Here is a 23,819-nt window from a genome sequence, read left to right on the forward strand (position 1 = left end):
ACCGGGACATATCCTAGATTCAATGATTTGAGCTTAGTCGGCCCGGATTGCTTCAATCCGGGCCGAATTAGCTTCGGGCCGGCAGAGGTCCAACCGCCGCCGCTCGTCGGCCCGCCTCGATCATGGCATTGAGGACGAGACGGTGGGGCCGGGCGGCGATGGAGCAAATCAGCTCCACCACCGAGCCGATGTTGCCGGCGACGTCGGCAAGCCCTCCCGGCGACGCGGCGGTGCGGCGGGCGCCCACCGCTGCCTTCAACAGCAACGACAATGACGCCTCGGCCTTTCAGGTCGAGAATGCGCCGGGCGGCGCGGATGTTTCTCACAGGCGCGCTCGTCAATGGTGTAGGCTTTCGCGCTATGCAGAACGCCTTCCCAAGCTGCCATTCCCTCCTCGGGGAACGGCAAGGAGCGACGCACAGACATGACAAGCCTGGCCGCCATCCTCTACCCGCCCGAAACCGACGTCGACGCCCTGCTCGCCGGCGCCGCACGGGCAGCAGCGTCATCGGGCGCGCGGGTTGGCGGCGTAGTTCAGTCGCGCCATGCTGAGGGATGCCAGGGCATGGCGCTGGTCGATCTCGGCGGCGGCGGTGCCCGGTCGATCGCCCAGGACCTCGGGCCGCTCTCCATCTCCTGCAAGCTCGACACCTCGGCGATGGCCGACATCGCCGCCGACCTCGAACGACAGATCGACGCCGGCCTCGACCTGCTGGTCGTCAGCCGCTTCGGCAAGGCGGAGATCGAGGGCGGCGGTCTCCGCTCGCTGTTCGGCCGGGCGATGCTGGCCGGCACGCCCTTGTTGACGGCCGTGCGCCAGCAGAACGCCGCCGCCTGGAACGCCTTCCACGGCGGCCTCGGAGAGAGCCTGCCGCCCGAGGCGGCCGCCGTCGCCGCCTGGGTGGCGGCGACGCTTGGCTAAGCCTCACTCGGCGGCGATCGGCAATCCGTCCGGCCCGAGCAGCCGCGGTCGCGGTCCGATCGGCTCGGAGGCCGACACCAGACGCGGCCGCGTCGGCAGCGGCGGCTCGGCGTGCTCGTCCTCGTCCGATTCGTTGGGGTCGGCGACCTTGCCGAACAGCCAGCCGATGGCCCGGTTGAGGCGGTTGATCATCAGGTAGAGCGAGGGGATGAACACCAGCGACAGCACCGTCGACACCAGCAGGCCGCCGATCACCGCGATGGCCATCGGCGCCATGAACTCGGCGCCCTGGCCGGTGCCGTGCGCCGCCGGATACATGCCGGCCACCATGGCGATGGTGGTCATGACGATCGGCCGGGCGCGCTTGCGGCCGGCGTCGATGATCGCCTCGGTCTCGCTCAGCCCGTGCTTCTGCCGCTCGACGGCGAAATCGACCAGCATGATGGCGTTCTTGGTGACGATGCCCATCAGCATCAGCACGCCGATGATCACCGGCATCGACACCGCGTAGCCGGTGAGCAGCAGCGCCGCCACCACGCCGCCGATCGACAGCGGAATGGAGCCGAGGATGGTGATCGGCTGGAACACGCTGTTGAACAGCAGGATCAGCACGATGAACACGATGGTCAGGCCGGAGATCATCGCCACGGCGAAGGCTTCGAAGATCTCCTGCTGGATCTCGGCATCGTCGGTGTTCTGGATGTGCACGCCGGCCGGGAAATCCTTCACCACCGGCAGTGCATTGATCTTCTCCAGCCCCTGGCCCGACGTGAAGCCCGGCATCATGTCGGTGCCGACCTTGACCAGACGCTCGCGGTCGTAGCGGTCGATGGTCGACGGCCCCTGGCCGAAGCCGATGTCGGCGACGGCCGACAGCGGCACCGGCACGCCGGAAGCGGTCGGCACCTTCAGCGCCGCCAGCGTCTCGATGTTGCCGCGGGCCGCCGTGTCGAGCTGCACGCGCACCGGGATCTGCCGGTCGCCGTCGGTGAACTTGGCGAGGTTGCTGTCGGCATCGCCGACCGTGGCGACGCGCAGGGTTTGCGACAGCGCATCCGTCGATACGCCGAGATCGGCGGCGACGTCGCGGCGCGGCGTGACGCGGATCTCCGGCCGGGCGAAGGAGGACAGCGCCGACGGGTTGGAGAACATCGGATCGGAGCGCATCTGGTTCTCGAGCGCCGCCGCCGCCTTGGCCACGGCGTCGCCGTCCTTGCCCAGCACGCCGACGGTGGCCTCGCGGTCGCCGCGTTCGTTGACGAAGTAGAAGCGGATGTCGGGCACGCCGCGCAGCACGCCCTGCACCTTGTACTCCACCTGCTTCTGCGTCAGCGCCCGTTCGGTGCGCGGCAGCAGGTTGACGATGACGGCGGCGCGGCGCGTCTCCAGCGTGCCGGTCGGCGAGGTGCCGCCCATCACGAACACGCTCTTCACCTCGGGGAAGGCGTCCAACTGTCCGGCGATGCTGTCGGTGACGACCTGCGTGTCGTCGAGCGTCGAGCCCGGCGGCAGTTCGATCGAGGTGACGATACGCGCCTGATCGCCCGGCGCGAACAGTTCGGTCGGCAGCTTGGCCGCCTGCCCCATGGCAAAGACGAAGGTGGCGAGGCAGAGCACGATGGTGACGATCGGCATCACCGGCACGCTGAGCACATGTCCGCGGAGCCTGAGCTTCGGCGACCACAGCGTCATCTTGAGGAAGGAGGCATAGGCGCGCACGAACGGCCCGCCCTCGTGCTCCTCGGGATGCGGCCGGGTGAGCCAGGCCGAGAACAGCGCCAAGAACACCACGCCGGCCGCCACCCACAGCGCCGTCATCTCGGCGCCGGAGCGGGTGAGGAAGTCGACGGTGGCGTCGACACCCTCGAAGATGCCGGATTTCGCCGACAGCGGTCCGTGGGCCTTCAGCCAGTCGATGCCCATAAAGGCGATGATGCCGAAGGGAATGAACCAGACGATCCGCCGGAGCGCCGTGCGGGCAAAGCCGCGATAGACTGGCCGGCCGTCCTCGCCGTCGCCGGTGTAGGGCGTCTTCATGAAATAGGCGGCCAGCATCGGCGTGATCAGGCGGGCGGTGAGCAGCGAGAAGAACACCGCCAGCGCCACCGTCAGGCCGAACTGCTTGAAATACTGGCCGGGGATGCCGCCCATGAAGCTGACCGGCGAGAAGATGGCGATGATCGTCGTGGAGATGGCGATCACCGCGAGGCCGATCTCGTCGGCCGCCTCCACCGCCGCCCGATAGGGCTTCTTGCCGGTGCGGATGTGGCGGACGATGTTCTCGATCTCGACGATGGCGTCGTCGACCAGGATGCCGGTGACCAGCGTGATGCCCAAGAGGCTGACCATGTTGAGCGAGAAGCCCAGCATGTCCAGCGCGAAGAAGGTGGGAATGGCCGACAGCGGCAGCGCGATGGCCGAGATGATCGTGGCGCGGATGTCGCGCAGGAACAACAGCACGACGATGACGGCGAGCAGGGCGCCCTCGATCAGCGTCTTCATCGAGTTTTCGAAGCTGTTGTAGGTCTGCACCGTCGAATCGTCGATGCGCTTCATCGACACGTCGGGATATTCCGCGGCGAGGCGGTCGATCACCGCGCCGGCGCCCTTCGACACCGTGGCGTCGCTCGCCCCCTTGGCGCGGTAGATGGCGAAGGCCACCGCCGGCCGGCCGTCGAGCCGGGCGAAGGACTTCGGCTCGGCCCAGTGGTCGACCACCTTGCCGACGTCGGAGAGACGCAGGTCGCGGCCGTCGCCGAGCGGCAGCCGCGTTGCCGCCAGGTCGGCCAGCGAGCGGGCGCCGGCCAGCGTGCGCACCGCCTGCGTCTGGCCGCCCACCTCGCCCTTGCCGCCGGAGAGATCGATATTGACCGCCTTCAGCGCGGCGTTGACCTGGGCGGCGGTGATGCCGAGCGCCATCAGACGGTCGGGATCGATCTGCACCTGGATCTCGCGCTTGACGCCGCCCATGCGCTCGACGCGGCCGACGCCGTTCACCGTCTGCAGGTCGCGGATCACCTTGTCGTCGACGAACCACGACAGCTCTTCCGGCGTCATGGCCGGCGACGCCGCGGCATAGGTGATGATCGCCTGGCCCTCGACGTCGATGCGGCGGATGATCGGCTCGTTGATCGAGCCGGGCAGGTCACCGCGGATTTCGGCGACGGCGTCCTTGACGTCGTTGAGCGCCCGGTCGGTGGCGACGTCGAGGTTGAAGATGACGGCGGTGGTCGACACGCCGTCGGTCACCGTCGAGATCATGTGGCGCACGCCGGTGAGGCCGGCGAGGGCATCCTCCACCGGCTTGGTCACCTGCGTTTCCAGCTCGGACGGCGCCGAGCCGGAATCGGTCACCGTCACCGAGATCAGCGGCAGGTCGATGTTGGGCATCATGGTGATCGGCAGCCGGGAGAACGAGTAGAGCCCCAGCGCGATCAGGCAGACGAACAGCAGGATCGGCGGAACCGGGTTCCGGATCGACCAGGCGGAGAAGTTCCAGTTCATCCCTTGACTCCCGTGGCTCCAGCGCCCGCGACCACCTGCGGCTTGACCTTATCGCCGCTCCTCAGGAAGGTGCCGGCCTTCGACACCACCAGTTCGCCCTCGGCAAGGCCGTCGGTCACCTCGATGAGGCCGGCATCGGTGAGGCCGGTCTTCACCTCTCGCGTGTCGACGACGCCGTCCTTCACCACCTGCACCGTCGAGACGCCGCCGTCGTCGGCGATCGCCGTCACCGGCAGCACCAGTCCCTCGCTGCGGGCGACCTCGATCGTGCCGCGGGCGAAGGCGCCGACGCGCAGGCCGTCGCCGCCCGGCAGGGCGATGCGCGCCTTGCCGAGCCGCGTCGACGCCTTGATCTCCGGCTGGACGAGGCGCACCACGCCGTCGACCGGCTTGTCGACACCGGACGGCCGCACCGCCACCTTCTGGCCGACCTTGAGCTGCGGCAGCAGCGTCTCGGTGACGTCGGCGTCGAGTTCGATGTCGCCGTCCTCGGCGATGACGAACAGCGGGTTGCCGCCCGCCGAGGCGACCTGCCCCACCACCGCGGTGCGGCTGAGGATGAGCCCGGCCCGTGGCGCCTTGATGTCGGTCTTGGAGCGGCGCAGCTCCAGTTCGTCCCGCTGCGCCTCGACCAGCGTGCGGCCGGCCTCGGCGGCGGACAGCGCCTGCCGGGCGACCGCCAGCTGCGCCGTGGCCTGATCGGCCGCCGCCTGCCGCTGCTCCAGCGTCTCGGTGGCGGTGAAGCCTTTCTGCGTCAGCGTACGCGCCCGTTCGAGCGCCTGGCCGGCTTGCGTCGACGATGCCTCGGCGGCGGCGATCTGGGCACGCGCCTGGGCGATCTGGGCGTCGGTGGAGGCCAGCTGCGAGGTGTTCTGAGCGAGGAGCACGTCGATGCTGTCGACGGCGAGCCGCGCCAGCACGTCGCCTTCCTTCACCCGATCGCCAGCGTCGACGAGGATCGTCTCGATCTTCAGACCCTCGACGCCCGGCGTCACCAGCACCTCCTCGCGCGCCACCAGCGTACCGGTGACGATCACCTTCTGGCTCAGCGCCTTTCGGCCGGCGCTGACGACGCTCACCGTCGGCACCACTTCCTGGGCGGCAGCGGTCGGCGCCGGCGCGGCGGCCGGCTCCTGCGCCAGCGCCGGCAACGTTACGACCGGACCAGCCAGCAGCAGACCGGCCAGGGACATCACCCGGAACTTCATTGCGAAACGTCTCCGCAGACGGTCTGTCGGATCAAATGCCAATTTCTGAAGCTCCGATAGGAACAAGACTATGCTGGTGATTGTGATGACGCCGGCAGGAACCGGGAGACCGGTCCCGGCGTTACGCAACTGTCGGGACCGAACCGGGAGGTCGGCGCCGGAACATGAACCAAGGTTAATCCGCGCAGACATGTGGCTTCACCCCCGCCTTGCCAAGGGGGGAGAGGCCGCCGACGCTCCATTTTCCAGCACGACCGTGACAACACGCGACAGGATCACCCCGGCCCGATCGACGTCGTAGTCGGGCTCAAGGCCCATGCGCAGGATGACGCCATCGGCGAAGGCCACCAGCGTCATCATGATCATGTCGACGTCGGCGTCGGCGGCGATCTCGCCCGCCGCCTTGGCATTGGCGAACACCTCATGCATCAGCTGGCGGTTCTCTTCCTCGCATTTGGCGAAGAAGGCGCCGACCGCCGTGTTGCGCATGCTCTCGACATAGACCTCGAGCATCATCTGCACCGCCCGGCGGTCGCGCATCGCATCGATATAGGCAAGACCGCAGCGCAGCAGCCGGTCGTGCAGCGTGCCGGGCTCCAGCATCAGTTCGAGGATGCGCCGGCCGGCGCACTGCTCCTCCTCGGCGATCGCCTCGATAATCGCATCCTTGGAGACGAAATAACGATAGAGCCCGCCCGGACTCATCTTCGCCTCGGCGCAGATCTCCTGCATCGACGTGCGATGGAAGCCGGCGCGCGAGAAGCAGGTGCGCGCCGCATCGAGAATGCGGGCGCGACGCTCGTCCTGTGGCGACGGCGGCAGCCCGCCGGAAGCGGGCGCAAAGGCGCTGAAACTCATGCAGGAACCTCCGGAGGCGTCCAGGCGGGCACCTGAAATGCGAGAACGAACGTTCGTTCCCATAGAATTGTATTCCTTTTGCGTCAATACAAGGATCGATGTCCGGAATCGTTCAATCCAGCGCGCCGATCGCCGGGCGATAGAGCCACGCAGAGATGACCATCCCGCTAACGGCTTGTGGTCACTTCGATTTGTTCGCGGGACCGCCGCGCGTCCGGCCGCGGCATCTGAGCGGACATCCTGCCCGCCCGCCGGCCGTCATGGTGCCGCGCCCGGCCTTTCCCGCCTGAACCGGCGCCGCCGTCTGCCCAAATACGGATTGACACAGTCAGCTTTCTTTTTGACTTGCAGCGTCCTGCAATGAGGTTCATGCTCCCATCTGTCAGCAACAAACGAAAGGAGGTGGTCTGGTGAAGCCAAGCAATCGATCCTCGATCGAGGCAAGCATCCGCTGGACAATAGCTTCCTTGAGCGATCTCCAGCTCTGAAATTGCCATCGCATCGTCGCGGCGAACTTCCAAGCCCGCGCGAAGACTGATTGTCGCATCCTTTTACTTGAAGGCCGGATGCGACATCGGATCGAGGAGGCGCATGCCTCGTTCCTCCCTGCCTGGGTGGAGCGGGGCATGTCGTCGTGGATGAAGCGCGCCTTCACATTCCCGTGAACAGCCGTCAACTGCAACCGCCCGACACCTCTGTCGCCGGGCGGGCGTTTTCTCCTGTCACGACTTTTGGCTTGAAACGCCTCCTCCGGCCGCTACCATGGCTTGGCCGATCGGGTTGGCCGATCCGACCGGTTGCAGTCTCGAGCGATCCCGAGGTCCGGATGTCCAGCATCGTCAAGCCGACCCGCTTTTCCGTGCAGCCCCTGCACCGCCTGACCCGCCGCCTCGCCGGCGTGGCGGCCGGCCGGGCGGAGCCCGACCTGGTCATCACCGGCGTCCGCGCCCTCTCGACCTATTCCGACCGCATCCTCAACGACCGCGAGGTCTGGGTGGCGGCCGGCCGCATCGCCGCCGTCAAGCCGGCCGGCAGCTATCGTGGCGGTTCGGCGACGATCTACGACGCCCACGGCGGCATCATCGCCCCCGGCCTCGTCGACCCGCACATCCACATCGAAAGCTCGATGGTGACGGCCTGCGCCTATGCCGAGGCGGCGCTCCTCAACGGCACCACCACCATCTTCTGCGACAGCCACGAGATCGGCAACGTCATGGACGTCGCCGGCATCGAGGCGATGATGGAGGACGCCCGCGAGGCGCCGCTCTCCGTCTTCCACACGCTGGCCAGCACCGTGCCGGCCACCACGCCGGAGCTGGAGACGGCCGGCGGCGATCTGACGCCCGACAAGATCGCCGGCCTGTTCGACCGCTGGCCGGAGGCGGTGGCGCTCGGCGAGAAGATGGACTTCGTGCCGGTCACCCTCGGCGACGAGCGCAGCCACGCCATCATCGCCGCCGCGCTGTCGCGCGGCCGGCCGGTCTCCGGTCACGTCTACGGCCGCGAGTTCGTCGCCGCCTACGCCGCCTCGGGCGTCACCGACACCCACGAGGCCGTCGACCGCGACATCGCCGACGATCTCCTGGAGGCCGGCGTCTGGATCTTCCTGCGCGGCGGCCCGCCGACCACGCCCTGGCACTCGCTGCCCGAGGCGATCAAGACCATGACCGAGCTTGGCGCCTCGCCGCGCCGCATCGCCGTCTGCACCGACGACCGCGACGCCGAGGATCTCCTGGCCTTCGGCCTCGACTGGGTGGTGCGGCAGGCGGTGAAGGCCGGCCTGCCGCCGGCCACCGCCTGGGCCATGGGCTCGATCTCCGGCGCCACCCGCTACGCCATGGACGGCGAGATCGGCGGCCTCGGCGGCGGCCGGCGCGCCGATCTGGTGCTGCTCGACGACGACCTGGTGCCGCAGAGCACCTGGTACGGCGGCGAGCTGATGGTCGACCGCCGCTCGATCGCCCCGACGCTGGAAGCAACGCTCGAAGCGCGCTACCGCTACCCCGATGCCGCCTATGCCACGGTCCACCTGCCGAAGGCGCTGAAGCTGACGCCCGCCCTGCCCACCGCGCCGACCGTCGCCAACGTCATCCGCGCCGAGCTGCCCGGCATCGTGCTGAAGCACGTCCGCCTCCCTCTCGAACCGGCCAACGACTGGCAGACGCTGTTCGACCGCCACGACCTCTGCTTCGTCACGGTGGTCGAGCGGCACGGCAAGTCGGCCGGCAACGTCGCCCACGGCCTCCTCCAGAACTTCGGGCTGAAGAGGGGCGCCGTCGCCTCGTCGGTCGGTCACGACAGCCACAACATCATCGTCGCCGGCACCAACGAGGCCGACATGCGTGTGGCGCTCGAAGCCATCGAAGCCGAGGGCGGCGGCGTCTGCATCGTTCACGACGGCAAGGTGTCGGCCATGGTGCCGCTGCCGGTGGCCGGCCTGATGTCCGACAAGCGCGTGCATCTGGTCGCCGGCGAGGTCGAGGCGCTGAAGGCCGAATGGGAGAAGGCCGGCTGCACCCTGCCCTACATGGGCTTCAACCTGATCCCGCTGTCGGTGATCCCGGAAATCCGCATCACCGACAAGGGGCTGGTGCTGGTGCCCGAGATGACGCAGCTGCCGCTGTTCGCGGCGGAGTAAGGGAACGTCCATCGCGGCGGCCTCCCCCCCGCCGGGGCGTGGAGGCGTCCGGAACGCGGCGCGGAAGGGGATAGCGCAATGGAAACGGTCTCGATTGCCCTCATTCTCATGCTGGCCGTCGTCATCAGCGGCACGCTGACGCGCATGTTGCCCATCGCCCTGCCGCTTCCGCTGGTGCAGATCGCGCTCGGCGCAGCCATCGCCTCGGTGGCCGACCTCGGCGTCGAACTGCAGCCCGACCTGTTCTTCCTGCTGTTCCTGCCACCGCTGCTGTTTCTCGACGGCTGGCGCATTCCGAAGGAGGGCCTGTTCCGCGACAAGGGCACCATCCTGGAACTCGCCCTCGGTCTTGTCGTCTTCACGGTGGTCGGCGTCGGCTTCTTCATCAACTGGATGGTCCCGGCGATGCCGCTGGCGGTCGCCTTCGCGCTGGCGGCCATCGTCTCGCCCACCGACCCCATCGCCGTGTCGGCCATCGCCGCCAGAGTACCGATCCCCAAGCGGCTGATGCACATCCTCGAAGGCGAATCCCTGCTCAACGACGCCTCAGGCCTGGTCTGCATGCGCTTTGCCGTGGCGGCGGCCCTGACCGGCACCTTCTCGCCGGCCGACGCCTTCGCGACATTTCTCTGGCTGGCTTTCGGTGGCATCGCCATCGGCGCCGGCGTCACCTGGCTGGCGATGAAGGCCAAGACCTGGATATCCCGGCGCTTCGGAGAAGACAGCGGCTCGCAGATCCTGGTCAGCCTGCTCATTCCCTTCGCCAGCTACCTCCTGGCCGAGCACCTTCATTGCTCCGGCATTCTCGCCGCCGTCGCGGCCGGCATCACCATGAGCTATGCCGAGCAGGCCGGCCACGTGCTGGCCGTCACCCGCGTCCAGCGCAGCGCCGTCTGGGACACCGTGCAGTTCGCGGCCAACGGCATCATCTTCGTGCTGCTCGGCGAGCAATTGCCGAAGATCGTCTCCGGTGCGGCCGAGGTGGTCCGCGAAACCGGCCATCACGACCCGGCATGGCTGGTTATCTACATCGTGGCGATCAATCTGGCGCTGGCGGCGCTGCGCCTCTTGTGGGTCTGGGCCTCGCTGCGCTTCACCCTGTTCAGGGCGGCGCGCCAGGGCAAGACCGTGGTGACGCCGAGCTGGCGTCTGGTGGTGGCGACATCGCTGGCCGGCGTGCGCGGCGCCATCACGCTGGCCGGCGTGCTGACGCTGCCGCTGACCATGACCGACGGATCGCCCTTCCCGGCCCGCGACCTCGCCATCCTGCTGGCCGCCGGCGTGATCATCGTGTCGCTGGTGGCGGCGAGCATCGGGCTGCCGCGTCTTCTCAAGACCCTTGAGCTGCCTCCGGACGCCTCGCATCAGGAGCAGGAGGACAGCGCCCGCACGGCGGCGGCCGAGGCGGCGATCCGGGCCATCGAGCAGGCGCAGCACAGGATGGGGGAAGGCCGCGCCGACGCCGATCTCTACATGGACGCCGGCACGCGGATCATGGAGCTGTACCGGCGCCGCATCGACGGCCGCACCAAGACCGGCGACGAGCGCCAACTGGCCCGCAAGATCGACGAGATCGAGCGCAAGCTGCGCCTCGCCGGCCTCGGGGCCGAGCGCGACGAGATCTATCGCAATGCCCGGGCCCGCAAGATTTCCGACGAGGCGGCCCGCAAGCTGGTCAGGGAAATCGACCTGATGGAAGAGCGCATCGGGTCCGCGACCTAGCGGGATGTCAGCAACCGGCCGCCCGGCCGCTCAGCTGTTGCCGCCCGTCAGCCTTGTTAGCAGCTCCGGCGTGAAGGGATCGGCCAGCGCCGCCTCCGGCCGGCTGACCGGCGTCTTGTCCGACGTCATCTTGGAGAGCCGCGCCGCGCCCTTGTCCTGAAGGATCGCCCGGAAGGCCGGGTGCATGCCGCCGTCGACATAGGACATGCGGGGCAGCGCGGGATTGGCGGCGGCGATCGCCGCGGCGGCGGCGTCGTCCGCGGCGGCCTTGGCGGCGACGGCGGCGGTCAGCGTCGCGTCCGTCTGCAACGACGGACAGGGCGCCAGCGGATCGACCGTCGCGTCGAGATTGTCGGCGTTGAAGACATAGCGGCGACCGCAATAGCCGACGCGCGGCTCCTTGCGCGTCAGTTCGAAGGCGTCGCTGCCTTCCTTGAGGGTGCGCCAGAAGGCCATGTTCGGATTATCGCGATGCAGGGCGAGGTTGGCCGGCGTCATGCGGAAGGGCAGCGCCTCGACCTGAAAGGCGCCCTGACCGCCCCGGAACGCCTCGCGCGCCACGGCGTAGATCTCGAACGCCGCATCGTCGGTGACGGCGTAGCAGCCCGACGACGAACAGGCGCCGTGGATCATCAGGGCGGCGCCCCGGTAGCCGAGCGCCGCCTCCAGCCGGTTGGGGAAGCCGAGGTTGAAGGACAGGTAATAGCGGCTGTCCGGGTTCATCTGGGCCGGCGCGACGGAGTAGAAGCCTTCCGGCGTCTGGCGGTCGCCCTCTACCGTCTTCGGCCCCAGCTTCCCCGACCAGCGGCAGATGGGATAGGTCTTCAGCAGCACGTAACGGCCGTCGCGGCCCATCTTCCAGAGTTCGAGTTCGCTTTCCTGCTTGAAGACGCGGATCAGGATGGGCGAGGTGACGCCGAGGCCCTTGCTGGTCATCGCGGAGATGAGCCGCGCCGGCACCGGCCGTTCCGAGCGCTTGAGGTCGTAGCCGAACAGCGCGCAGCCGGAGAGGGCCGCCGCGGCAATCAGCAGAAACGCGGCCGAACGCAGTCTCGTCACGGACAAACCTTTCATCGGGGCGGCGCGCCATCCGGCTCGAAGGCGATCCCGACGCCCGCCGGCCGGCGGGCGCCCGTCGTCTCGGGCGCCGATCAGCCGAAGCACCGTGTGGCGGAGGACTTCGGACAGAATATGGCGCGAGGCGGCTTTCACGTCCTCAGGCTGGCACGGATGGCCTCGGCGATCTTGTCGGAACGGGTGACGCCGCTCTCCCGCGCGGAGCGGTCGAGCGCGGCGAGCAGATGCTCGTTGAGGGTGATCTGCACCGGAACGGGCTTGCCCGGCATGTCCACCGGCACCGCGGCGATGATCGCCTCGTGCAGCTCCTGCGTCCGGCGGATGTCGTCGAGCGTCCGCAGCACCGGCATGGCCTGGCTGTTGTCACCGAGCGCCTTGACATGCGCCGCCAGCGCCACGGCGGCCCGGGCGATGGCGTCGTTGAGGTTGCTGGCGGCCGAGACGCAGCCGGGGAAGTCCGGGAAGGACACGCCATAACTGCGGTTTTGTTCTTCGTGAATCAGCGCGACGGCGTAGGCCATGTGAGCCTCCTGGCTCGGATGTCGAAACGGAAGGGGAGCTAGAGCGCTCGTCGCGAGGAGCCGGCGCGGGCTCCCTCGCCAACCGAGGGTCTCGGACCGGATGCGGCACGCCCTGAGCCGGCCCAAGATGGTTAACGCTCGCAAAACAGGGTAAACAAAATATTAACATGAGACGAAAAGTCATTTATCCCGGCGTCGGCTCGGCCAGACCGGCGCCGGCCGCCTTCAGCGCCAGCGCGACATGCGACCGGGCTAGCTCCAGCAATTCCGGCCGCCGCGCACCAGCCCGCGCCCGCAGCGCCAGGGAGTGCTGCAGCGCCGCCAGCATCGCCGCCAGCCCGGCGACATCCGTCTCCGCCGGTATCTCGCCGGCCTCGGCCGCCAGCATCATCCGCTGCCGGAACAGGCTGTCGGTCCTGCCGACGGCGGTGGCCAGTTCCGCGCCGATCTCGGGATCGGCAGCCGCCTCGCCGGAGATGACGCTCAATATCGGACAGCCGAGCGGATCGCTTTCCTTCGGCACATAGACGCCGATGATCTCGGCGAAGTAACCGTCCAGACCCTTTTGCAGCGACGGCTCGTCGAACAGGGCGCTCCGCCGCCGCTCGGCCGATTGCTCGGCATAGAGGCGGACGGCCTTGCGATAGATCTCCAGCTTGTTGCCGAAGGCCGCATAAAGGCTCGGCCGCGCCATGCCGGTCGCCGCCGACAGATGGTCGAGCGAGGTGGCGGTGTAGCCGCGCCGCCGGAATTCGCCGAGGGCGGCCGCCAGCGCCGCGTCCGGATCATATTCCCTGGGCCGGCCACGGGAGGGTTTGCTTTTCATTTTGTACCGCTTCGCAAAAAATTAATTGCCGCTCCATTTTATGCGATCTAGTATGAAAATGTGAGAGGAAATGGAGAACGAACATGGCTGACAAAATCCGCATCGGCATCAATGGCTTCGGCCGCATCGGCCGCATGGTGCTCCGCGCCGCGGGGGCGCGCGACGATCTGGAGATCGTCGCCGTCAACGACCTCCTGCCCATCGATCATCTGGCCTATCTCCTGACCTACGACAGCGTCCACGGCGCCTTCCCCGGCCGGGTGGAAACGGCGGCCGGCGCGCTCGTCGTCGACGGGCGAGCGGTCGCCGCCTTCGAGGAAAAGGACCCGGCCGCCATCCGCTGGGCCGAGGCCGGCGTCGACATGGTGATCGAATCGACCGGGCGGTTTCTCACCACCGAGGCGGCCGAGGGCCATCTCCGGGCCGGTGCCGGCAAGGTGGTGCTGTCGGGGCCGCCCAAGGACGACACGCCGGTGTTCGTGATGGGCGTCAACGCCACGGCCTACGCGGGCGAGACCATCGTCTCCAACGCCTCCTGCACCACCAACTGCGTGGCGCCGCTGGCCAAGCTGATCAATGACGCCTTCGGCCTTGAGGAAGCGCTGATGCTGACCGTTCACGCGGCAACGTCCAGCCAGAACACTGTCGACGGCGTGGCCCGCAAGGACTGGCGCTTCGGGCGCGGCGTCTTCAACAACATCATTCCGGCGACCACCGGTGCGGCGCGCATGGTCGGCCGGGTCATTCCCGAGCTGAACGGCCGGATCAATGGCATGGCGGTGCGCGTGCCGGTGGCCGACGTCTCGATGGTCGACCTCACCTGCCGCTTGCGCACCAGGGCGACCTACGCGGACATCTCCGAAGCGGTTCGCGACGCGGCGGCCGGTGCCTATCGCGGCATCCTGCAATATTGCGACGACCCGGTGGTCTCGTCCGATCTGCGGGGCAATCCCCACAGCTCGATCTTCGACGTCAAGGCGGGCATGCAGACCTCCGAGGGCCTGACCAAACTGATCGCCTGGTACGACAACGAATGGGGCTACGCCTCCCGCTGCCTCGATCTGGCGGCACACATGCTGCGCAAGCAATAGGGCGCGGCGGGAAATCCTCTACCCCGTCCCGGTAGGGTTTCCGGTCAGGAATTCGCCCCATAGTAGGCCATGAACACGTCGAGGCCGTTGTCGACCATCTTCTCGGCGGCTTCGCGCGACGGCCTGAGCGCGGCGCCAAACAGCGACTTCTTCATCATCTCCGCCGTGCAGAGCGAGATGAAATGCTGGGCCGCGACGGCCGGATCGCAGGGCCTCAGGCGTCCATCCTCGACGGCCCGGCCGAACACCTCGGTCAGGCGCGTGGTGCCGCGCTCGGCGCCCGCCTTGAAGAACATGGCGCCGACGGCCGGAAACTTCTCCACCGCGCCGATGACCATGCGGATCGAAGAGATGTGGTTGTCGGCGGTGAGAAGCTCGTTGAAACTGATGGCGAAGGCCCGGAGGTTGTCGCGGAAGCTGCCGGCCACCGGCTGGAAGGCGTCGAGGGCGGCCGCGAGTTCCCGCTTCTCGTCGGAGATCAGCTCCTCGAACAGCTCGTCCTTGTTGGTGAAGTAGACATAGAGCGTGCCCTTGGAGACGCCGGCCGCCTTGGCGATGGCATCCATCGCCGCCCCTTCGTAACCCTTGGCGCGGAACACCTCGCGGGCCCCGTCGAGGATCTGCTGCCGTTTCTCGTTGTCATGGCCTTCGGCGCCGGAAACCGGTTCGCCGGGCCGCGCCGACACCTTGCTCATCCACCCCTGCCCTTGCGGCTTCGATTGGCCGCCATTGTCGCTGTTCCGGCCGCCGACGGCCATTCTCCCTTGGGCGATCCTCATCCCGAAACGGCGGCGGCCGATCACGTTTTGCTGAGAGTGCCCTCGAAGGACACGAAAGGTCAACCAAGCGCTCGAGCCACTATTGACCGAACGGTTCGGTCATGAGATAACACTTTCGACGGTCAGGAACAATACTGACCATATCGAATGCATCGCGCCGGCGAATGGCGCGGTCCGCCCGGCGGGTCCGGCGACGGACAGATGGAGACTTCAATGGCCAAGCGCGAAGGCAACGCCGCCCACGAGAGCGACGGCTCGGACGCCACCGTCACCCCGATCCGGCCGGCCGCCGAGGCCAGCCCCGGCACGCCGCACCATGCGCCGGCTGCGAGCCACGCGGCGCCGGCGCCGGCGGCCCCGCCCAAGAAGAAGCGCGGCATCGTCGGCCGCCTGGTGCTCGTCGCCCTCATCGGCACCGCCGCCTGGTTCGGCGGCAAGGCCGGCTATGCCTGGTGGATCGACGGCCGCTTCCTGGTCACCACCGACGACGCCTATGTCGCCGCCGACATCACCACGCTGGCCGCCAAGGCCTCCGGCTACGTCACCGACGTCCTGGTCGCCGACAACACGGCGGTGAAGAAGGGCGATGTCATCGCCCGCATCGACGACGGCGATTATCGCCTCGCCGTTGCCCAGGCCGAGAACGCGCTCGCCGGCAACGTCGCGACCGTCGTCCGCATCGACCGGCAGATCGCCGCCGGCGCGGCGCAGGTGGCGCAGGCCAAGGCCGGCGTCGCTTCGGCGGAAGCATCGCTCGAATCGGCGGACATCAATTTCTCCCGCCAGTCGACGCTGGTCTCCAGCAAGGTGTCGGCCCAGTCGCAGCTCGACGACGCCCGCACCGCCCGCGACGCGGCGCGCGCCTCCGTCGCCGCCGCCGAGGCGGCCGTGTCGGTGGCCGAGGCCAACATCGACGTGCTCAAGGCCCAGAAGGCCGAGGCGGAAGCCACCGGCAAGACGCTGCAGACCGCCGTCGACAAGGCGCGGCGCGATCTCTCCTTCACCGAGATCCGCGCGCCGGTGGACGGCGTCATCGGCAACAGGGCGATCGAGATCGGCACCTACGTGACGCCCGGCCAGCAGCTCGCCTCGCTGGTGGCGGCCGGCAGCGCCCATGTCGAGGCCAACTACAAGGAAACCCAGCTCGCCAGGCTGGTGCCCGGCGAGACGGTGCGCATCACCGTCGACGCGCTCGGCGAGGAGGAGACCATCCTCGGCACCGTCGAGAGCCTGTCGCCGGCCACCGGCTCGGTGTTCAGCCTGCTGCCGGCCAACAACGCCACCGGCAACTTCACCAAGGTGGTGCAGCGCCTGCCGGTGCGCATCTCGATTCCCGCCGACGCGGCGGCAAGCGGCAAGCTCCGCCCCGGCCTCTCCGTGGTGGTCGCCGCCGATCCGCGCACCGCGCCGGCAAGCTGACACCTTCCCAAATGACCGACCGTCGCGCGCGGGCTCCGGCCTGCGCGCGCTCGGCCGACAGCCCTCGGTCGCTCCCATGTCCGCCATCGCTCCGGCCGCCGCCGGCCCCACCTTCACCAAGCGCCGGCTGTTCACCTTCATCTGCATGGTGTTCGGCATGTTCATGGCGATCCTGGACATCCAGATCGTCTCGGCCTCGCTCGCCGAGATCCAGGCCGGCCTCGGCGCCGCCAACGACGAGATCTCCTGGGTCCAGACCTCCTACCTGATCGCCGAAGTGATCATGATCCCGCTGTCGGGCTACCTGTCGCGGATGATCTCGACGCGCTGGATGTTCGTCATCGCCGCCGGCGGCTTCACCGCGGCGTCGCTGATGTGCGCCTTCTCCTCGACCATCAACGAGATGATCGTCTGGCGCGCCGTGCAGGGCTTCATCGGCGGCGGCATGATCCCGACGGTGTTCGCCTCGGCCTACACCATCTTCCCGCGCGACAAGATGTCGATGGTGGCGCCGATCATCGGCCTCGTCGCCACGCTCGCCCCGACCATCGGCCCGACGGCCGGCGGCTATCTCACCGAGCTGTTCTCCTGGCACTGGCTGTTCCTGGTCAACGTACTGCCCGGCATCTTCGTGACGGTGGCCGCCTATGTCCTGATCGACTTCGACGAGCCGCAGCCCGAACTGTTCAAGACCTTCGACTGGTGGGGCCTTCTCGCCATGGCCGCCTTCCTCGGCTCGCTCGAATACGTGCTGGAGGAAGGCCCGAGCAAGGACTGGCTCGACGACCGGCGTATCGCCGCCTTCACCGCCGTGATGACGATCGGCGGCATCGTGTTCTTCGTCCGGGCGCTGACCCGCAAGAACCCGATCGTCGACCTGCGCGCCTTCGGCAACCGCAACTTCGCCTTCGGCAGCGCCTTCTCCTTCTGCCTCGGCATCGGCCTCTACGGCCTCACCTATCTCTATCCGGTCTATCTTGCCCGCATCCGCGGCTTCTCGGCCTTGCAGATCGGCGAGACGATGTTCGTCTCCGGCGTCGCCATGCTGTTCATGGCGCCCTTCGCCGGCCGTCTCAGCCGCGTGCTCGATCCGCGCGTCATGATGGGCGCCGGCTTCCTCGGCATCGCCGTTTCTACCTGGCTGTCCAGCAGCATGACCGCCGACTGGGACTTCTGGGAGCTGTTCTGGCCGCAGGTGTTCCGCGGCGTGTTCATGATGATGTGCATGGTGCCGATCAACAACATCGCGCTCGGCACACTGCCGCCGGCCGAGATGAAGAACGCCTCGGGCCTGTTCAACCTCACCCGCAATCTCGGCGGCGCCGTCGGCCTGGCGCTGATCAACCAGATCATGACCAGCCGCGGCGACCTGCATTACGACCGGCTGCGCGAGGCGGTCAACATCACCAGCGCCACCGCCGTCTCGACGCTCGACGGCATGACGCACGCCCTGTCCGGGCTCGGCAGCAGCGCCCGCCTCGCCGCCATCTCCAGGCTGACCGGCATGACGCAGCAGCAGGCGACGGTGATGGCCTTCGACGACATCTTCCTGCTGTTGACGCTGCTGTTCCTGGGGCTCGTTCTCGCCCAGCCGCTGGTCAAGAGACCGGCCGCCCAGGGCGGTGGCGGCGGCGGCCATTGAGCCCAAAACGCCAGCGAGGCGGCCTCCAGGGAGGTCCGCCTCGCGTTCGACGCCGGGGGGCGTGATGCGCGGTTGGGAAGCGACCGCGCGTTCTCCGGTGGCGCGGGAGTCACCGCCACCGGAAATCGACTGAGGGAACGTCAAGCGACGATCATCCCTCGTGAATCCTGAATTCCTCTTCGCCAACTATCCTATCGAAACGATTCATTGACAAGGCGTAAGTCACGCCGGGGAGGTGGTTCCCCCCGGCGGAGTGGCTTTTTTGTCGTACAATTCAGGCGATGGTAGAGGTGCTCTCCATGCGCCAGGCCTTCGGCAGCTTGCGCGTCTTGCCGGTGACCTCGACCTTGGCCCGGAGACGGATGTCGGCACTGGAGGCACCGAGCTGCACCTCGTGCTCCCCCGGCTCGACGACGCGATAGCCTTCGGGGCCGGTGAAGCACAGCATGTCCACGGGCACGGTGAAGGTGACGCGCTTTGCCTCGCCCGGCAGAAGCTCGACGCGGCCGAATGCCTTCAGCTCCTTGACCGGCCGCACCACCGAGGCGAGCACGTCGCGGATGTAGAGCTGCGGCACGGCGACGCCCTTGCGGTCGCCGGTGTTCCTCACCGTGAAGCTGACGACGATGTCGCCGGTCTCCACGTCCACCTTGCCGGACTTGAATGTCAGGTCCTCGAAGGCGAAGCTGGTGTAGCTGAGGCCGTGGCCGAACGGATACTGGCTGCCGAAATGGCGGGCGATCGGCGTGCCGGAACTCTTGAGCTTGTGATTGTAGAAATAGGGCGCGGCGCCGACGCCGCGCGGCACCGACAGCGTCAGCCGGCCGGACGGCTCGACCTTGCCGGTGAGCACATCGGCCAGCGCGTTGCCGCCTTCCTGGCCGGCGAAGAAGGTCCACACCTGGGCCGCCAGCTTGTCCTCGAGGCCGCCGAGATTGTAGGGCCGGCCCGACGACAGCACCACCACCACCGGCGTGCCGGTGGCGACCACCGCCTCGAGAAGCTGCTGCTGCACGCCCGGCAGGTCGAGCGAGTCGGCGTCCGAGCCCTCGCCCACCGTGCCGGTCTGGAAGATGCCGGAGAGGTCGCCGACGCAGACGATGGCGACATCGGCCGCCCTGGCCGCCTCGACGGCGTCGGCGATCATGTCGGTGCGGGTGGACAGCGACGACGCCTGCTCGACGGCGGCGCTGTCGTCGACGTCGCCGGGGAACACCGGCGCGCCGGCCTTGCGCTCGTCGAGAATGTTGCAGCCGCGGGCGTAGATCAGGTTGGCGCTGCCGGCGGCGGCCTGGAAGGCGGCGCGCGGCGTCACCACCGGGCCGGCGCTCTCGTTGGCGTCGGAGAGGATCAGGTGAACCGGGAAGGAATAATCGCCCAAAAGGGCCAGCGGGTCGTCGGCGGCCGGGCCGATCAGTGCGATCTTCTTCCTGGGATCGAGCGGCAGGATGCCGTTGTTGTCGAGGATGGTCACCGACTGCTCGGCCACCCGGCGGGCAAGGCTCACCGCCTCCGGCGTCTGCAGCCGGATCGCCTGATCATCGGCATAGGGCTTCTCGAACAGGCCGAGGCGGAACTTCTCGGTCAGTACGCGGGCAACGATCTCGTCGATCTTCTCGGGCGTGATCAGGCCACGGTCGAGCGCCTCGCGCAGGTGGGTGGCGCAGTCCTCGCCCGGCAGTTCCTGATCGAGGCCGGCGTTGAAGGCCAGCGCCGCCGCCTCGGCCTGGTTGGAGGCAAGGCCATGGTGCTGGTAGAGCAGGCTGACGCCGATGTAGTCGGCGACGACGAGGCCGTCGAAGCCCCAGTCCTCGCGCAGCACCTCGGTCAGGAGGTGCTTGGAGGCATGGCTCGGCTCGTTGTCGATGTCGTGGTAGGCCGGCATCACCGAGCCGGCGTTGGCCAGCTTCACCGCCATCTCGAACGGCAGCAGGAAAATGTCGTTCAGTTCGCGCCAGCCGAGATGGATCGGCGCGTGGTTGCGGCCGCCTTCCGAGAAGGAGTGGCCGGCATAGTGCTTCAGCGTGGCGAGGAAGTCGCGCTTCGGCCCCTGCATGCCGCGCACGTAGCGGGTGGCCATCACGCCGACCAGATAGGGATCTTCGCCGAAGGTCTCCTCGGTGCGGCCCCAGCGGGCGTCGCGGGCAACGTCGAGCACCGGCGCCAGACCCTGGTGGCCGCCGATCGACCGCACCTCGTCGCCGATGATCCGGCCGACCTCTTCGATCAGCTCGGGATTCCAGGTGGCGCCATAGGCGAGCGACGACGGGAACAGCGTGCCGCCGCGCGCCATGGTGCCGGACAGGCATTCCTCGTGGCTGATCGCCGGGATGCCGAGCCGCGTTTCCTCGACGAGGAACTTCTGCAGGCTGTTGAGCGCCCTGACGCCGGCCGCCGGGTCGATCGAGCGGGTGCCGAGCGGCCGGGTGATCTGGCCGAGGCCCTTCTTCAGCATGTCGGTCAGCGTGTTCTCGTCGGACGAACCGATGAAGGCGTCCTCGGTGCGCGGGCGATGCTTGCCGTGCTCGTCGAGCACCAGCCAGACGGCGTGCATCTGGGCGATCTTCTCGTCGATGGTCATGCGCCCGAGGAGGTCGGCGACGCGGCGTTCGATCGGCTGGGCGGGGTCCTGGTAAACGAAGGTCATGATGGGCTCTTTCGGCCGGTCGGCCGTCCTGATGATGATCCGGGGAAGGTCAGAGGCTGTCGCGGCGGGGGAGCGCGATGCCGTCGCCGTCGAACAGGTGGCAGCATGAGGCGGGCGCCGCGAAGCTGGCGCTGTCGCCGGCCTTGAGGCCGCCGTCGCCCGGCACCTTGGCGATCAGTGGCGCCGCGCCGCCATCGAGGTAGACGAAGCTGTATTCGCCGAAATGCTCGACCGCCCTCACCTGGCGCGTCAGCGTCTGGGTAGCCGCCGCGGCCACCGGGGCAAGATGCTCCGGCCGCACGCCGAGCGTCACCGACGCGCCGGAGGCGAGCGTCGAGCCGTCGACAGGCACCGTGAGGTCCTCCCCGCTCTTCAGGGCGACGCGGGCACCGGTCTCCTCCTGTCCGACGAAGGTGGCCTCGAGGAAGTTCATGGTCGGCGAACCCAGGAAACCGGCGACGAACAGGTTGCGCGGCTGGTGGTAAAGATCGAGCGGCCGGCCGACCTGGGCGATCGAGCCGTGCTTCAGCATGTCCTTGCCGGCGTGCAGCAGCACGATCTTGTCGGCGAGCGCCATCGCCTCGGTCTGGTCGTGCGTCACGTAGATCATCGACGCCGCCGGGAAGTTCCTGTGCAGCGTGGCGATTTCCGAGCGCATATGGACGCGCAGCGCCGCGTCGAGGTTGCTGAGCGGCTCGTCGAACAGGAACACCTTCGGCTGGCGCACGATGGCCCGGCCGATGGCCACCCGCTGCCGCTGGCCGCCCGAGAGCGCCTTCGGCATGCGGTCGAGCAGCGGCTCGATTTGCAGGATGCGCGCCGCTTCCTTGACGCGGCGCTCGATCTCGTCCTTGGGCGTCTTCGCCTGGCGCAGGCCGAAGGCCATGTTGTCGTAGACGCTCATGTGAGGGTAGAGCGCGTAGTTCTGGAACACCATGGCGACCTGGCGGTCGGCCGGCTCCACCTTGTCGACGGCGCGCTCGCCGATGCGGATCTCGCCCGTATAGGCGGTCTCGAGGCCGGCCACCATCCTGAGGAGCGTCGACTTGCCGCAGCCCGACGGGCCGAGGAAGACGCAGAACTCGCCGTCGTCGATCACAAGGTCGACGTCGCGGATGACCGGGAAGTTGGCGCCGAAGGACTTGTTGACGCCGGAGAGGGTGATGCTGGTCATGGGGTGTCTCCGAAGCCTCAGCCCTTGAGCGAGCCGGCCATCATGCCCTTGACGATCTTCTCCTGCCCGAAGGCATAGGCGACGATCAGCGGCAGCGAGGTGAGCGTGACGACGGCGAGGATCGCCGGGATGTTCGAGGAATACTGGCCCTGGTAGTCCCAGATGGCGAGCGGCAGCGTGCGGGTGCTGGTCGACGAGGTCAGCACGTAGGCGAAGATGAACTCGTTCCACAGCATGATGGCGTTGTAGATCGCCACCGTGGAGAGGCCCGGCCCGGACAGCGGGAAGAACACCTTGAAGAAGATGGCGAACGGGCCGCAGCCGTCGAGCCGCGCCGCCTCCTCCAGCTCCTTGGGGATCTGCCGCATGAACTCGGTGAGGATGAAGATCGAGATCGGCAGCGAGGTCGCCACATAGGGGCCGACCAGCGCGAACGGGCTGTCGTAGAGGCCCATGTCGCGCGTCATCAGGTAGATCGGCACCAGAGTGATGTGGATCGGCACGATCATGCCGGCGACGATGAGGCCGAACAGCGCGTCGTTGAGGCGGAAGCGCATGCGGGCGAAGGCGAAGGCGGCCATGGCCGAGATCAGCACGATCAGCGTCACCGAGATCCCCACCACCATCACCGAATTCTTGAGATAGGTGAGGAAGGGGCCGGCGAGTACGGCGCGATAGTTGACGAAGTCGAGCGCCTCGGGCAGCGCCCACACCGAACTCGAGTAGGATTCCTGCTGCGTCTTGAAGGTGGTCATCACCATGAACAGGAAGGGCATGGTGGTGACGGCGAGCCAGATGAGGCCCAGCACGGGGACGGCGACCGGTCGGACGATGCGGGCGGTGGTGGACGACGCCATCTCAGACCTCCGTCTCGAAGCGCTTGGAGAAGCGCAGCAGCACCGAGGCGATCAGGATGACGATGATGAACATCGCCGAGGCCACCGTGCTGCCGTAGCCGAGCTGGAACGAGGAGAAGACGTTGCGGTACATGTAGGTGGCCATCAGTTCCGACGCGCCTTCCGGCCCGCCGCCGGTCATCACGTAGATCAGGTCGAAGTAGCGGAGCGCGCCGATCACCGAGAGCACCACGGCGGTGCGGAAGGTGCCCTTGAGGTGCGGCAGCTTCATCTTCCAGAAGATGGTCGTCTCCGACGCGCCGTCGAGCTTGGCCGCTTCCGAGATTTCGGCCGGGAACGAGGCGAGGCCGGCCATGAACAGCACCATGTAGAAGGGGATGTACTGCCAGCAGACGACGGCGATCACCGCCCCGAGCGCGAAACGGGTGTCGCCGAGCCAGTCCTGGGCAAAGGCGCCGAGGCCGACATAGTCGAGCAGCGCGTTGAGCGGGCCGAAGTTGACGTCGTAGAAGTATTTGAACAGGACGCCGAGGGCGACCGACGACATCAAGAGCGGCAGGAAATACAGGATCTTGAGGATGCGCGAGCCCTTGCCGGCGTTGTCGAGCACGACGGCCAGCACCACGGCGATCGGCATCTGGATCACCACCGAGAAGACGGCCAGCAGGATGTTGTTCCAGGCGGCCTTCCAGAACAGCGTGTCGGTGGCGAGCTTCTTCCAGTTGTCCAGCCCGACGTAGCGCGCGTTCTCCCCGAGCCCGTTCCAGTCGAGCAGCGACAGACGGAAGCTGTCGACCAGCGGATAGAGCAGGTAGACGGCGAGCAGCAGGACGGCCGGCGCCAGAAAGACGGCCGGCGCCAGCTTCCTGAGCGACAATGCCGCCCCTCCCGCCCCGCCGGCGGCGGAACGCGTCGATATGTCGGTCACGGGAAT

18 protein-coding genes are annotated in these 23,819 nt (G+C 67.9%); 6 read left to right on the forward strand and 12 right to left on the reverse strand.

The features are described from left to right. Positions 1-67: 67 nt before the first annotated feature. Entirely contained in the window at positions 68-271 is a 204-nt protein-coding gene (locus tag H512_RS0114480) for a hypothetical protein (RefSeq protein ID WP_156899499.1), read from the reverse strand. A 153-nt stretch (positions 272-424) separates the two neighbouring features. On the opposite strand from H512_RS0114480, the gene H512_RS0114485 reads away from it, so the two are divergent. Beyond that, positions 425-922 (forward strand): DUF2478 domain-containing protein, encoded by a 498-nt coding sequence (locus tag H512_RS0114485; RefSeq protein WP_026784064.1) that lies wholly within the window; start codon positions 425-427, stop codon positions 920-922. Between the two features lie 3 nt (positions 923-925). Here the strand turns inward: H512_RS0114485 and H512_RS25860 are convergent, their stop codons facing one another. The 3 genes from H512_RS25860 to H512_RS24175 form a co-directional block, all read right to left on the reverse strand. Beyond that, positions 926-4,426: an efflux RND transporter permease subunit gene (locus H512_RS25860; protein ID WP_053239902.1), complete on the reverse strand. Its 3,501-nt coding sequence runs from the start codon at positions 4,424-4,426 to the stop codon at positions 926-928. Further along, positions 4,423-5,634 carry an efflux RND transporter periplasmic adaptor subunit gene (locus H512_RS0114495; RefSeq protein ID WP_026784065.1) on the reverse strand — a complete coding sequence of 404 codons (1,212 nt, stop codon included), beginning with the start codon at positions 5,632-5,634 and terminating at the stop codon, positions 4,423-4,425. The genes H512_RS25860 and H512_RS0114495 overlap by 4 nt, the downstream gene beginning before the upstream one ends. A 198-nt stretch (positions 5,635-5,832) precedes the next feature. Continuing rightward, positions 5,833-6,492: a TetR/AcrR family transcriptional regulator gene (locus H512_RS24175; RefSeq protein WP_053239903.1), complete on the reverse strand. Its 660-nt coding sequence runs from the start codon at positions 6,490-6,492 to the stop codon at positions 5,833-5,835. A gap of 826 nt (positions 6,493-7,318) precedes the next feature. Between H512_RS24175 and H512_RS0114510 the strand changes: the two genes are divergently transcribed. Together H512_RS0114510 and H512_RS0114515 are read left to right on the forward strand one after the other, a co-directional pair. Continuing rightward, the gene (locus H512_RS0114510) at positions 7,319-9,130 is read left to right on the forward strand and encodes an adenine deaminase C-terminal domain-containing protein (RefSeq protein ID WP_026784066.1); all 1,812 of its coding nucleotides are present in this window, start codon (positions 7,319-7,321) and stop codon (positions 9,128-9,130) included. A gap of 78 nt (positions 9,131-9,208) precedes the next feature. Next, complete coding sequence (locus H512_RS0114515) at positions 9,209-10,852, forward strand: Na+/H+ antiporter (RefSeq protein ID WP_026784067.1); 1,644 nt, start codon at positions 9,209-9,211, stop codon at positions 10,850-10,852. 30 nt (positions 10,853-10,882) lie between these two features. On the opposite strand, the gene H512_RS0114520 is transcribed toward H512_RS0114515, so the two are convergent. The 3 genes from H512_RS0114520 to H512_RS24180 form a co-directional block, all read right to left on the reverse strand. Further along, positions 10,883-11,911, reverse strand: a complete 1,029-nt coding sequence (locus H512_RS0114520; RefSeq protein WP_245585419.1) for a L,D-transpeptidase family protein — start codon at positions 11,909-11,911, stop codon at positions 10,883-10,885. Between the two features lie 149 nt (positions 11,912-12,060). Then, complete coding sequence (locus tag H512_RS0114525) at positions 12,061-12,450, reverse strand: type II toxin-antitoxin system HicB family antitoxin (protein WP_026784069.1); 390 nt, start codon at positions 12,448-12,450, stop codon at positions 12,061-12,063. Positions 12,451-12,634: 184 nt separating this feature from the next. Further along, a complete protein-coding gene (locus H512_RS24180) occupies positions 12,635-13,276 on the reverse strand; it encodes a TetR/AcrR family transcriptional regulator (RefSeq protein WP_053239905.1) in 642 nt (213 codons plus the stop codon). 83 nt (positions 13,277-13,359) lie between these two features. On the opposite strand from H512_RS24180, the gene gap reads away from it, so the two are divergent. After that, a complete protein-coding gene (gene gap, locus H512_RS0114535) occupies positions 13,360-14,367 on the forward strand; it encodes a type I glyceraldehyde-3-phosphate dehydrogenase (RefSeq protein ID WP_026784070.1) in 1,008 nt (335 codons plus the stop codon). Between the two features lie 44 nt (positions 14,368-14,411). Here gap and H512_RS24185 read toward each other — a convergent pair whose 3' ends face one another. Then, positions 14,412-15,062 (reverse strand): TetR/AcrR family transcriptional regulator, encoded by a 651-nt coding sequence (locus tag H512_RS24185; RefSeq protein ID WP_036791954.1) that lies wholly within the window; start codon positions 15,060-15,062, stop codon positions 14,412-14,414. 297 nt (positions 15,063-15,359) lie between these two features. On the opposite strand from H512_RS24185, the gene H512_RS0114545 reads away from it, so the two are divergent. After that, positions 15,360-16,565 (forward strand): HlyD family secretion protein, encoded by a 1,206-nt coding sequence (locus H512_RS0114545; protein WP_053239907.1) that lies wholly within the window; start codon positions 15,360-15,362, stop codon positions 16,563-16,565. A 76-nt stretch (positions 16,566-16,641) separates the two neighbouring features. Next, the gene (locus H512_RS0114550; RefSeq protein ID WP_036791879.1) at positions 16,642-18,207 is read left to right on the forward strand and encodes a DHA2 family efflux MFS transporter permease subunit; all 1,566 of its coding nucleotides are present in this window, start codon (positions 16,642-16,644) and stop codon (positions 18,205-18,207) included. A gap of 274 nt (positions 18,208-18,481) precedes the next feature. On the opposite strand, the gene H512_RS0114555 is transcribed toward H512_RS0114550, so the two are convergent. The 4 genes from H512_RS0114555 to H512_RS0114570 are packed head-to-tail and all read right to left on the reverse strand — an operon-like array spanning position 18,482 to position 23,813. Beyond that, positions 18,482-20,854 (reverse strand): glycoside hydrolase family 3 N-terminal domain-containing protein, encoded by a 2,373-nt coding sequence (locus H512_RS0114555; protein ID WP_026784073.1) that lies wholly within the window; start codon positions 20,852-20,854, stop codon positions 18,482-18,484. Positions 20,855-20,903: 49 nt separating this feature from the next. Next, on the reverse strand, positions 20,904-22,028 hold the full coding sequence (locus H512_RS0114560; protein WP_026784074.1) for an ABC transporter ATP-binding protein: 1,125 nt from the start codon (positions 22,026-22,028) through the stop codon (positions 20,904-20,906). Between the two features lie 17 nt (positions 22,029-22,045). Continuing rightward, complete coding sequence (locus tag H512_RS0114565; protein ID WP_036791882.1) at positions 22,046-22,885, reverse strand: carbohydrate ABC transporter permease; 840 nt, start codon at positions 22,883-22,885, stop codon at positions 22,046-22,048. Position 22,886: 1 nt separating this feature from the next. After that, positions 22,887-23,813, reverse strand: a complete 927-nt coding sequence (locus H512_RS0114570; protein WP_210162700.1) for a carbohydrate ABC transporter permease — start codon at positions 23,811-23,813, stop codon at positions 22,887-22,889. Between the last annotated feature and the right edge of the window lie 6 nt (positions 23,814-23,819).

The sequence above is a fragment of the Pleomorphomonas koreensis DSM 23070 genome, assembly GCF_000425185.1.
Classification (GTDB): Bacteria; Pseudomonadota; Alphaproteobacteria; order Rhizobiales; family Pleomorphomonadaceae; genus Pleomorphomonas; species Pleomorphomonas koreensis.